Source organism: Lachnobacterium bovis DSM 14045, from assembly GCF_900107245.1.
GTDB classification, from domain to species: domain Bacteria; phylum Bacillota; class Clostridia; order Lachnospirales; family Lachnospiraceae; genus Roseburia; species Roseburia bovis.
Window position 1 is genome coordinate 1 of record NZ_FNPG01000021.1, and the last position, 12,300, is coordinate 12,300.

The 12,300-nt window shown below is 31.8% G+C and carries 12 protein-coding genes and 1 other RNA gene; all 13 read right to left on the bottom strand.

The features are described from left to right. Window positions 1–1,212: 1,212 nt before the first annotated feature. Entirely contained in the window at window positions 1,213–2,403 is a 1,191-nt protein-coding gene (locus BLV79_RS08605) for a DUF5711 family protein (RefSeq protein ID WP_074718125.1), read from the bottom strand. Between the two features lie 262 nt (window positions 2,404–2,665). Next, window positions 2,666–3,262: a recombination mediator RecR gene (gene recR, locus BLV79_RS08610; protein ID WP_074718127.1), complete on the bottom strand. Its 597-nt coding sequence runs from the start codon at window positions 3,260–3,262 to the stop codon at window positions 2,666–2,668. Between the two features lies 1 nt (window position 3,263). Continuing rightward, window positions 3,264–3,602: a YbaB/EbfC family nucleoid-associated protein gene (locus tag BLV79_RS08615; protein ID WP_074718129.1), complete on the bottom strand. Its 339-nt coding sequence runs from the start codon at window positions 3,600–3,602 to the stop codon at window positions 3,264–3,266. A gap of 213 nt (window positions 3,603–3,815) precedes the next feature. Continuing rightward, window positions 3,816–5,396 carry a DNA polymerase III subunit gamma/tau gene (gene dnaX, locus BLV79_RS08620; RefSeq protein ID WP_074718131.1) on the bottom strand — a complete coding sequence of 527 codons (1,581 nt, stop codon included), beginning with the start codon at window positions 5,394–5,396 and terminating at the stop codon, window positions 3,816–3,818. 177 nt (window positions 5,397–5,573) lie between these two features. Next, a complete protein-coding gene (locus BLV79_RS08625; protein WP_074718133.1) occupies window positions 5,574–6,644 on the bottom strand; it encodes a 6-phosphofructokinase in 1,071 nt (356 codons plus the stop codon). A 58-nt stretch (window positions 6,645–6,702) separates the two neighbouring features. After that, on the bottom strand, window positions 6,703–6,930 hold the full coding sequence (locus BLV79_RS08630) for a hypothetical protein (RefSeq protein WP_074718135.1): 228 nt from the start codon (window positions 6,928–6,930) through the stop codon (window positions 6,703–6,705). Next, a complete protein-coding gene (locus tag BLV79_RS08635) occupies window positions 6,914–7,219 on the bottom strand; it encodes a CarD family transcriptional regulator (RefSeq protein ID WP_074718137.1) in 306 nt (101 codons plus the stop codon). The genes BLV79_RS08630 and BLV79_RS08635 overlap by 17 nt, the downstream gene beginning before the upstream one ends. A gap of 93 nt (window positions 7,220–7,312) precedes the next feature. Further along, a complete protein-coding gene (locus BLV79_RS08640; protein ID WP_083354518.1) occupies window positions 7,313–8,170 on the bottom strand; it encodes a GTP pyrophosphokinase in 858 nt (285 codons plus the stop codon). Window positions 8,171–8,399: 229 nt separating this feature from the next. Then, window positions 8,400–9,329 carry a cysteine synthase A gene (cysK, locus tag BLV79_RS08645; RefSeq protein WP_074718139.1) on the bottom strand — a complete coding sequence of 310 codons (930 nt, stop codon included), beginning with the start codon at window positions 9,327–9,329 and terminating at the stop codon, window positions 8,400–8,402. A 39-nt stretch (window positions 9,330–9,368) separates the two neighbouring features. After that, window positions 9,369–10,439: a tRNA 2-thiouridine(34) synthase MnmA gene (mnmA, locus tag BLV79_RS08650; protein WP_074718141.1), complete on the bottom strand. Its 1,071-nt coding sequence runs from the start codon at window positions 10,437–10,439 to the stop codon at window positions 9,369–9,371. Window positions 10,440–10,544: 105 nt separating this feature from the next. Beyond that, window positions 10,545–10,970 carry an RrF2 family transcriptional regulator gene (locus BLV79_RS08655; RefSeq protein ID WP_074718143.1) on the bottom strand — a complete coding sequence of 142 codons (426 nt, stop codon included), beginning with the start codon at window positions 10,968–10,970 and terminating at the stop codon, window positions 10,545–10,547. A 71-nt stretch (window positions 10,971–11,041) separates the two neighbouring features. Continuing rightward, window positions 11,042–11,920, bottom strand: coding sequence for an NAD(+) diphosphatase (nudC, locus tag BLV79_RS08660; protein WP_074718145.1), 879 nt, complete (start codon window positions 11,918–11,920; stop codon window positions 11,042–11,044). An 84-nt stretch (window positions 11,921–12,004) separates the two neighbouring features. Then, window positions 12,005–12,267: signal recognition particle sRNA large type (gene ffs, locus BLV79_RS08665), an RNA gene on the bottom strand. Window positions 12,268–12,300 lie beyond the last annotated feature (33 nt).

Below are 12,300 nucleotides of genomic sequence, written 5' to 3' on the forward strand. Positions count from 1 at the left end.
TGTTAAGCACGCCGCCAGCGTTCATCCTGAGCCAGGATCAAACTCTCATTTTAAAATTTGATTCTCAGAACTTAGCTTGGCTAATTTCCTTGTTACTGTTTTAAAGGTGCATCTTTTTTGATGCTGTTCGTGTAATCTTTTGATTACTTGAATAATTCTCTTTAGAATCTTTCAAGGTTTTTCACTATTTAGTTATCAAAGTTTTTGTTTCGCTTATCAGCGACAACTTCTATAGCTTATCATCTTTCTTTGTGTTTGTCAACACTTTTTTGTTTTTATTTTTTAATTCGCAGCTACCAATCAAGGTGCTAATAATCGAATATTTAAAACAAAAAACAAATGATTATCAATCGCTTATTAATGTTTATATAGGCAATTGACGAAAGATGACTGTCGAAGTTTTTCTCACAACCCCAAGCACATGCTTCCATATATATATCTACTTCCGTATATCTACTTTAACTTTTATGCTTAAGTTTCCTTTGCTTGTGAGCTCTTCGCTGTCAGCTCAATTATAATATCATCTTTTGTATCTTATGTCAACATGTTTTTTTACTTTTTTATTAATTTTTATTTTTTATATTATTATTTTATATTATTCTATATTATGCCCATGAAAAAGTCGTATTTCAATTAACATTTACTTTACTTTTTTCGCTTTTCAACCTTTTCTACAATCTATTTATTACTTATTGCATTCCTTTACTGGCTTATGGGATTGGTTGGGGTTGAAGTTGGTTGAGATTGTTGAGATTGGTTGAAGTTATTGAGGTTGAAGTTGACTGAGATTGTTGAGATTGGCTGAAATTATTGAGGTTGGTTGAAGTTTGTTGAGATTATTGGGAATGGCTGAAGTTATTGAAGTTGGTTGAGATTATTGGGATTGGTTGAAGATGTTGAGACTGGTTGGGGTTGATGTTATGGGATTGTTAGATTGCTTTTTTATTATCCTATGATTTATTATGTAATCTTTTTTATAAGTTTGAAGCGCCATAAAGTTTTTTATTCTTCTTAGCGCTTCAAATTCTTCACATTCATTATGAAATTTCACAGATTTTTTTACACGCATTATATATTGATTATACATTATAGTATTAATCTTATAATTGCAATATTAATCTCATAATTGTAATATTAATCTCGTTTTTATGCTACCAATTTCGTTTTATGCAGTATTGGACACACGTTATATTGTAATATATATTAATACAATTAATACAGTTTGACTTCTTGCATCTCGCCTTTCGCTATAAAAACATATTTACGGGATGATCCTCTTGTAAATACTTTATATATTTCCTGGTCAAATTTTCCTTTAAATTTTCTTATACTATACATTGTATAAATTTCACACTCTGAATTGTTCTTTAAACATATTTCATTGTTATCTAAAATCTCTACTGTATCATAAGCAAGAGATGTGTTATTTTCCATTGCAATTTTACCGTTTTTATCATAAACAACGATATGCTTTTTCTCACTTTTTTCAGCATTATTTTCTGTTACGACACCAACATACTTTTCATTGTAAAAAACACTTCTAATGTTTTCTTTTATTTCTATTTTTCTTTTGAGTTTCGGTGTATCTGTTTCGGAAAATTGATATATAGCATTATCGGCTATTGCAACCATTGAATTATTAGACGAATAATATATCTCAGGTACAACTGTATTATTGTATGAGAATGAACCTACGTTATTATCTATTTTATTTTGGCCTACCGTGTCAAAATTGTAAAAATTCAAAGTTGTATCTACTTTTCCTTTATTTATGTCTATTAATGAAACTGCCATTTTTTTTGCATCCATTGATATCGCTATATCAATCGGGAAGCCACCTCTATTGCCGTGGTATTCTCCACCTGCCAACTCTTTACCTTTTTTATCGTATAATTTGACATCATATTCTGTTCCACTTTTTTGGATTATTGCAATACTTCCCTGAGCCGCTACTTTTACCTTTTGTATAGGCTTCGTTGTATCTAAATTTTCTACTAAGCCGCCCTCATTAAGAAGAACAATTTTTGTTCCACCTTTGTCGTAAATTGCCATATAATCTTTACATTTTGTAACTACCGGAGTTGTCATTGTATAAGCCTGATTCCAGACTAAATCTCCTGATGATGTTTTGCAGTTAGCCCCATCATTACTATACTCTACAATATTTCCCTTGAAACTTTCGTATTTTGCGGCACCTGTGTCTGAACATTTACTGTAATCGACGACGGTATATTTTGAATAAGAGCGCATTGATGATAACAATTCAAAAAGAATTATGCAACATGTAATCACCAAAGCAATTGCAACTATTCGTCTAAATATTTTATTTTTGTGTTCTCGAACTTTTTTTTCAATTATATCTTCATTTGTTTCTATTCTTTTGAACTCACTCTTAATAGCCATTTTTCCCCTCACATTTTGTTTTTCCCTAATAACAATATTATCCCAGGCACACAATTAATTCAAGCTTACATAATAACTTTCTTAGTTACTAGAACATGAATTTTTATGCACCTAGGATTTTATTGTCAAATCTTTTTTTACTTTTTTATTGCAACTATATTTTCCGGTTTTGTGTAGTTAAAATAAAACATTATTTTTATACGCGATGTTATACTTACTGTTTAAATGTAACGTTTAACATCATATATTTTTTGGAGTTGGATTATAATGTTGTTCTACCCTCTAACGCGCGTAATAAAGTCACTTCATCTATGTATTCTAAGTCTCCTCCTACTGGAACACCACTTGCAATTCTACTTACTTTTATTCCAGTAGGCTTTATGAGTTTACTAATATACATAGCTGTTGTTTCACCTTCAAGGCTTGAATTTGTCGCTATTATGACTTCTTTTACATCTTTTTGCAAACGTGTCATTAATTCTTTCAATTTAATGTCTTGGGGACCTATTCCTAACATCGGAGATATTGCTCCGTGTAAAACATGATAAACACCATTGTACTTACCTGTTTTTTCGTATGCTCCTAAATCTCGGGTGTTTTCAACAACCATTATTGTTGAATGATCTCTTTTGGCATCCTTGCAAATCGGACATATTTCTTCATCTGTCAAAGTAAAACATTCTTTACAATATTTTACATTTCTTTTTGCGTTTATTATGGAGCTCGAAAGATTTTGCACTTGCTCTTCTGGCATATTTAATATATGAAAAGCAAGTCTTTGAGCTGTCTTACTACCAATCCCAGGTAATCCTGATAGAGCTTCTATAAGCTTTGTTATTTCTTTGCTATAGTATTCCATATTAGAATCCTAGGCCTAATCCACCTGTAAATTTAGACATTGTTTGTTGTGAATCTTCATCAACCATTCTCATTGCTTCGTTTGTTGCAGCAATTATTAAATCCTGAAGCATTTCAATATCATCTGGATCAACAACTTCTTCAGCTAATTTTACGCTAACAATTTCATGTTTACCATTAACTGTTACTTCTACAGCTCCACCGCCTGCTTTTGCTGTATGTTCTTTTTCTTCTAAGGCTTGCTGTGCTTCTGCCATCTGCTTCTGCATTTTCTGTGCCTGTTTCATAATATTATTCATGTTTCCTGGCATTCCACCTGGAAATCCACCTCTTCTTGCCATTCTTTGTTCCTCCTATACGCATTATATTTAATGCTTTTTTATTAATTACTTTTCATTAATACAATATTTTTATTGTATTAATTTTTTTTCATTTTGTCTATACTTTATTAAAAGTTTGTTGTAACCTTTTACCATTGTTGATACTGTTGCATTAGATATTAACTATATTATGATTATTAAATTAACGCTACATTAATCCAGAGCAAATTGTGGTTACATCTGCTCTTCTTCTATATCCATATTTATCAATTTTGTAATATCAATAACAGCTTCTTGTGCTGCCACATTTTCTGTATTTTGTTTTACAACAACTTCTACACTTTTTCCTATTTTGTTTACAATTTGATTCTTTAAATCAGTGAGACAATCACCTCTGTTATTGCTGAGATATTCGTATGCATTTTTGTCATCTAGCATTAGGATTATTTCATTATTTGAACCTATTGTCGGTACTGCTTGTTTGAAATAATTTCTTGATAGTCCTCCACACGCAGATATTGTTGCATTCCATTCCCTGGCGAGAGCTTCTATCTCTTTTGGCAATGCCTTTGGTAGTTTCTTAGGAATAACCTTTTGAGTATCATTAGATAATTGAGTAGCTTCTGAGCTTCCTTGTACGTTAGAATTTGCAACGACTATTCCTTTTTCCATCTTTTTTTCTAATGCAATTATTCTATTTACTATGGAATCATAATTTTGTTCCATTTCTGGCTTACATATTTTTATAATTCCAATTTCTACAAGAATTCTTTTTTGAGTAGCATGTTTTAGTTTATTACTCAATTCTGAGAAAATACGGATGTATCTCATTAATTCATCAATTGATACTCTTTGTATTTCTTTTTTTAGTATTTCTAGATTTTCGGATGTGACATCTAACACATCTTCCATTCCATCTGAACTTTTTAAAAGCAACAGATTTCTCAAATACCATGTAAAGTCATTTACAAATTGCCCTAGCTCTCTTCCTTTTATAACAAGCTCTTCTAATGTAGAAATCGCACCCAACAGGTTTTTTTCTACAATTTGATTGAACAATTTAGTGAAAACATCTGTGTCTACTGCTCCTAAAACTTCTAGGACCATATCATACGTTAGTTTTTTTCCTAGATGAAATGCTATGCATTGATCTAGCAAGGACAAAGCATCTCTTAGGGCTCCATCCGCTGATTTGGCTATATAACGTATGGCTTTTTCTTCGCATTCAACATTTTCTATTGTCATAAGTTCTTTTAGTCTATCCGATATTGTCTCTATCGATATTCTTTTAAAATCATAGCGTTGACATCGAGACAAAATTGTCAACGGAATCATATGCGCTTCTGTTGTTGCCAATATAAAAATTACATATGATGGTGGTTCTTCTAATGTTTTTAATAATGCATTAAAAGCTCCGTTTGACAACATATGAACTTCATCAATGATATATACTTTATATTTACCTTCTGTAGGCCTATAAGCCACTTCTTCTTTTATTTGTCGAATGTTTTCTACACCATTATTCGAAGCTGCATCGATTTCTATTACATTCATTGATGAACCTTCAGCAATAGCTTTACAAGTCGGACATTCTCCACATGGGCTTCCATCTTTTGAGTTTTCACAATTAACTGCTTTTGCAAAGATTTTTGCCACACTAGTCTTTCCTGTTCCTCTTGTTCCACAAAACAAATATGCATGTCCAATTCTATTTGCTTTAATTTGATTTTTTAGGGTTGTAACTATATGATCCTGCCCTTTTACATCTTCAAATCCCTGTGGTCGAAACTTTCTATACAGTGCCGTATATGACACGTTATTTCACCCACTTTCTATCTGTTTCTTTTTTCTATTGTAAGAAGTTTTCTTCTCGAAAAATAATTATTAATCTGTGTTTTGGGCAATTATTTTTAAATTTATCTCCTAGCATTATATTCGCTCATTTATTTTTAGGTTAACGATTGACTTATATGCTTAATACTATATTTATGTTTAATCGCCAAAACTTATTCCTACTATTTTTGCTTCTTTTATCATTTGTGCCTTAGGATCAACTGATTTGAGTTTTCCTGCAACTTTTCCAAGCGGAACCCTTTTTGTTTCTCCATTGACCATAGCAATCATATTTCCATAGTCTTTATCTACAATTGCTTTTGCTGCTGCTGCTCCTAATCTTGTACACAAAACTCTATCATATGGGCATGGACTGCCACCTCTTTGCGTATGTCCGGGAACTGTTACACGAACTTCAACACCTGTTCGTTTCTCAATTTCTGCTGCGATTTCATAAGAAACTGAAGGATACTTTCTTTCAGCCAGTTTGCTTTTGTATTCTTTTTTTGACAATTTAGAATCTTCTTTCGAAATTGCGCCTTCTGCTACAGCCAAAATTGTAAAACCTTTACCTTCTTTTCCTCTTTTTTCTATGGCAGAAACCACATTATCTATATCATATGGTATTTCCGGAATAAGGATAATATCCGCTCCGCCTGCAATGCCTGCATAAAGAGTAAGCCATCCCACTTTATGTCCCATTACCTCAACTATAAACACACGATTATGCGAAGCAGCCGTTGTATGAATGCAATCAATTGCATCTGTAGCTATATTAATTGCACTTTGGAACCCAAAAGTAACGTCTGTTCCATAAATATCATTATCTATAGTTTTGGGTAAATGTATAACATTAAGCCCTTCTTCTCGAAGCATATTGGCACTTTTTTCTGTTCCATTTCCACCTAGAATAACTATGCAATCTAAGTTTAAGTCATAATATGTTTGTTTCATTGCTTCTACTTTATCTAATCCATTTTCATCTGGAACTCGCATCTGCTTAAATGGCTGTCTTGAAGAACCTAATATTGTGCCGCCTCTCGTAAGTATCCCTGAAAAATCTGAACGTGACATTTGAGTATAATCTTTATAAATCAAGCCTTTATATCCATTTCGAAACCCGAAAATTTCAACTTTTTTGTCATATTCAAATAATCCTTTTACAACACCTCTCATTGCAGCATTAAGCGCCTGACAATCACCACCACTAGTCAACAAACCAACTCTCATATTATGACTCCTTTCCTTTTCCAGAAAATTTGATTTCTCTGAAATCTTTTATCTTACCTTATTTTTTTTCCTTTTTACGTTCATCATTTTTAAAACCTTTTTTTCTACCGATTAATGTATTCCATGTTTTATATGCTTCTTGTGAATTACTCGACTTATAAAGCTGTTTTTTATCATCATTGACTTTTTCTATTATTAAGTATTGCCCCCTGTCATAATGAAATTCACAATTCTTTCCATCAACATCTTGTTGACCAAGCATAAACTTATTAATTCCTTGCGCCATCTTTCCCCTTCTCTCTTTGTAGGACGAAATCAATAGCATCTTGCAATTTGAGATCTTTTTTAGCTAATTCGGAATGTTCTAACACCTTCGCTTCTTCTGCTGAGAACAACTCTTTTAATTCTACTTTATGTCCTTCAACCGGAATGTATGAAATAGTTTGAGGCTCATAAACCGACTTCAACACATAATATTGCATTGGAGCACGCCTTTTAGTTTTTAAAGATACAATATTATCTACCTGACACACTCCTTGAGTCTCACTATATATATATTGCTTTTTTTGAAACATAATTTCATCTCCAATTCTTATTACCGTAAAACCTATCTTAGCCAAAAAAAGACATTTTGTCAAAATTTTCGTCTACAATTTTATATTTAACTTTTATTCTTCTAAAAAAAAGTTTTCTTTATTATATGTTAACATATTTCTAGAAGATTGTGCTAAATTTTGTGTTTCACCAAAACTCAAATCATCTGAATTCATTGCATTTTCTCTTATTAATGCTGTAAATAATTTTCGTTCTTCATTATTTATATCATTTGTTTCTTTTGCGCAATTATTCATTCTATTTCTGATTTTTTCCATTCTTTCATCTAAGCTAGCACTAATTCTTGCACATTCCTCTAATTCCTTCGACAAATATTCCACTTCACTTTCTGGAATATTCTTTTTGTATTGTAATTTATGTTCAAGACTTGCCCAAAAATCCATTGCGATAGTTCTAAGTTGAACTTCTACTTTCATAGGTCTTTTTTGGTTTTCCAAAAAAATAGGCACTTCTACTATCAAATGTAAACTTCTATAGCCACTTGGTTTTGGGTTCTTTATATAATCTTTCTTCTTTATAAGTGTAATATCATCTTGTTGAAGCAAGCAATCTGCAAGATAGTATATATCTTCTGGAAAAGAGCAAATAACTCTAACACCTGCAATATCTGTTACGTTTTCTTCAATTGCTTCTAACGATAAAGGGATATTTTTTTTATTTATTTTTTTAATAATGCCCTCAACAGATTTTACTCTTGTCTTTATAGATTCTATTGGATTTCGATCATACTGTAATGAAAATTGTTCATTTAAAACTTTAAACTTTGTTTCTACTTCCATTATTGCACATCTATAATATGCCATAAATCTTTCAATTGGCATTATGTTTGCATTAATTGCATCTAAAACTTTATCTGATAATAGATTCTCTTTAATCCATTTTTCTTTTACTTTATTTAAAATTTCATCCATAATTTTTTCCTTCTCATTCTTCCTGTTTTGTTTTTGACCTCACTTACATTATAATATCTATATGTAAATAATTGTATTATTATTTTGTGAATTTTTTGTTATCTGGGCGTTTTATATATTGTTAAGAGATTAAAAGATTTTTTCAGACAAAAAGGAATTCCTTTATATTTTCATTTTTAAAAAAAATCATAAAAGAATCCCTTTTATATATTAACATTATTGAAATATATTATTGAAACATTTTAGTTGAATAATATCTATCTCCACTATCTGTGAAGAATACAACTATATTTTTTCCTTTACTTTCTGGACGTTTTGCAATTTCAACTGCTGCTGCAAGTGCTGCTCCTGATGAAATACCTACTAGAATTCCCTCAAGTTGAGCTATCATTTTAGCATATTCGAATGGAGTTTCATTGTCAATTGCTAACACTTCATCGTAACAATTTACATCTAAAATGCTAGGGATGAAGCCTGCTCCAATTCCCTGAATCGCATGAGCACCTGCTTCTTTATGCGATAAAACTGCTGAAGTTGCTGGCTCAACAGCCACTACCTTAACTAAAGGATTTTGTTTTTTTAGATATCTTGATGTACCTGTTATAGTTCCACCAGTGCCGACTCCTGCAACAAAATAATCCACTTTTCCTTCTGTATCTTCCCAAATTTCTGGTCCTGTTGTTTTTTCATGAGCTAAAGCGTTTGCTTCATTATCAAACTGTGCTGGGATAAAACTTCCTTCAATCTGTTTATTCAATTCATTCGCCTTATCAATAGCACCCTGCATTCCCAGCTTTCCCTCTGATAAAACAATTTCTGCTCCATACGCTTTTATTATGTTTCTTCTTTCAATCGACATAGTATCTGGTAAAACTATAATTAGTTTATATCCTTTTAGCGCTGCAACTGATGCTAAACCTATACCTGTATTTCCTGAAGTTGGTTCTATTATTGTAGCACCAGGTTTAAGAATGCCGTCTCTTTCGGCTTGTTCTATCATTTCTTTTGCTACTCGATCTTTTGCACTTCCTGTTGGATTAAAAGTTTCAATTTTAGCAATTATCTTGGCTTCTAAGCCGAATTTTTTTTCTATGTTGTTTAATTCAACTAATGGTGTTCTACCAATTAATTCCAATGCACTTTTATGAATATTTGCCATAACTAGATTCTCCCTCTTCTCAATTAATAAATATTTATACTATTGTAAAACAATTGTACCACCACATAAAACATGACCGTCTTCATAGAATACTGCTGATTGTCCAGGTGTAAAAGCTCTCTGTGGTTCATTAAATGTACATTTTATTTTGCTATCTGTAACTGGTTCTATAATACATTCCGATCCTTTATGTGAGTATCTTATTTTTCCAATTGTATTATATGGTCCTGTCAAATTTGAAATTGCCATAAAATTAACATTCTCTACATAGCAAACTTTTGAAAACAAATCATCCGACTGACAAACTACAACTTCATTTGTTTCTGGTCGAATCTCTTTTACAAATAATGGAGTAGCTGCTGTAATTCCTAAGCCCTTCCTTTGACCTATTGTATAATGTATTATTCCTTTGTGTTCTCCTAATACATTTCCATTCAAATCTACAAAATCACCTTTTTCAAAAGTTTGTTTTGTTTCTTTTTCTATAAAAGAAGCGTAGTCACCGTCTTTTATGAAGCAAATATCCTGACTATCTTTTTTATCTGCCACAGGAATGTTTACTTCTTCTGCTATTTCTCTAATTCTTGTTTTTTCATATTCACCTAATGGCAACAATGTTTTCTGCAACTGCTCTTGTGTTAAATTATATAAAGCATATGTTTGATCTTTTTGAGCAGTCTTAGAATTCTTGATTACATATCTTCCATTTTCTAATTGCTCTATTTTGGCATAATGGCCTGTTGCCACATAATCTGCGCCAAACTTTTCTGCTGCAGTAAATAATGCTTTCCATTTTATCGCTCTATTGCATACAACACAAGGATTTGGCGTTCTTGCATTTTTATATTCATCAATAAAGTAATTAATTACCTCTTTACGGAATTCTTCGTGGAAATCTACTACATAATGTTCTATTCCAATTGCTTGTGCTACTCTTTTTGCATCATTTATTATTAGCTCATCCGAACTTTGAGATAAAATATCATCTTTAGAATCATCCCATGTTCGCATTGTCATGCCAATTACTTCGTATCCTTGTTCTTTTAAAAGGTACGAAGTTACTGATGAATCAACTCCACCTGACAATCCTACTATTACTTTCTTTTTCAATATTATTTCCTCTCCATCTATTCGAAATATATTTATATTATTGTATTTTGTACGATTTTTACAATTAAACCATAAAAAAATGTATATTTGTACAATTTTTATAATTTAGTTATTCTTTTTTTTAAAATAGGTATCTACCAAGTCCTGAAGCGTTATATTGTCTACAACATTTTTTACTGCTTCATTAATCTTCATATATACGAATGAAGTAACGCATTTATCTGCTCTTTCGCATACTAATTCATCATCTTCTATACATGAAACCGGCGCTAACGATCCTTCTGTTATTCTTAAAATTCTACCTACTGTGCACTCTTTAGGATCAACATTTAGCAAATATCCGCCTTGTGCTCCCCTGATACTTCGCACACACCCTGCTTTATTAAGTATAGATATAATTTGTTCTAGATACTTATCAGAAATATTTTGTCTTTTTGCAACATCTTTCAAACTAATTGGATGACCGTCTGAATGTACTGCTATGTCTACCATAAGCCTTAACGCATATCTTCCTTTTGTAGAGATTTTCATTTCAATTCCTCCATTTCATAGTAAAATACTATCTTTTATTTTCTACCATGTCAATAGACTTTATACTTGACTCATTTTGTCATTTTAGAGGCAGAATTAGCTAAAACTAAATGTTTTATCATATCCATTGTTAAACTTATAGTTTCTAGCTCATCAGGATTTATTTTATCCATATCTACCCACATTGCAACAGATAATTCTAGTTCGTCTTTTAAAATTTTGTCTGTCCCATCTAATTCACATATAAATCCTGCTAGTATATTATCGGCCAATCCCCATGGTTGTGATTTATAATATTGGATATTTTTTACTTTAAGACCGACTTCCTCCATCACTTCTCTTTTAACGGTCTCTTCTAGGCTTTCACCAATTTCGTTAAAGCCTGCTACTAATGCATAATTCTTATATTCACGTCCTCTATATTTTGTTAATAAAATTCTGTTTTTATCTACAATTGCCACAATTACAGCTGGAGCAATTTTAGGAAAAACTTCATTACCACATTTTTTACATTTTAACATTCTCAATTTTGAATCGTGCAACATTTCACAACCGCATTTTCCACAAAATCTATTAATTTCATACCACCCATTCAAATGTAAAGCGGTAAGTGATGCAAAAGCGTACTCTTTTGGTAAAGTATTTCTAAAATAATGTCTCTTTTTAAACTTTAATCCTAAATCTTTTAACTCATCAACCTGGTCATCTTCTACGTAAACTCTGAAAAAAGAAACCCCATCTAAGGCGAATAAATAGGTATATGAGCATATATGATCTTTTACTTTTTTGTAGTGTGGAAATTTAATTTCGATTTTATTGATAGACTCGTCGACTGTTTGTTCATAAATTGCCAAATGATTATTGTTAAAGAATAAAATTAAACTATCATCTTCTGGTGTTGCATCCAAATACTGATTATTAAAATTATGTGGTTCAATGTCTTGTATCATTTTTCCCTCATTTCTACGCTTACGCGCATACAAACTATTAACTATTTACTGTTTTATATTACGTTGTTTTTCTTTAAATAAAAAACGAGCGCTTCACTTCGAATCTATACACTAGACCGTTACCTCTACAGTTAACTCCGCCCAGGCACCCTCACGACACATAAAAGGTTCCACTTATGGCTGCTGCATTCCTGCCCTGACCCGGTTCATGGATTTCTATTGCGTAAGACCCAAGCTTCATCGCCACTTATAGAGGGCGTCTCTAACATATACAACCCTCTGCGAAGCATCACCCCAACTATAGCGGATTGTTGGTTCAAGGTACCGCTAACACCCCGGCTGCTCGGATTTTAATTATAATATATAATATCCTCTATTGT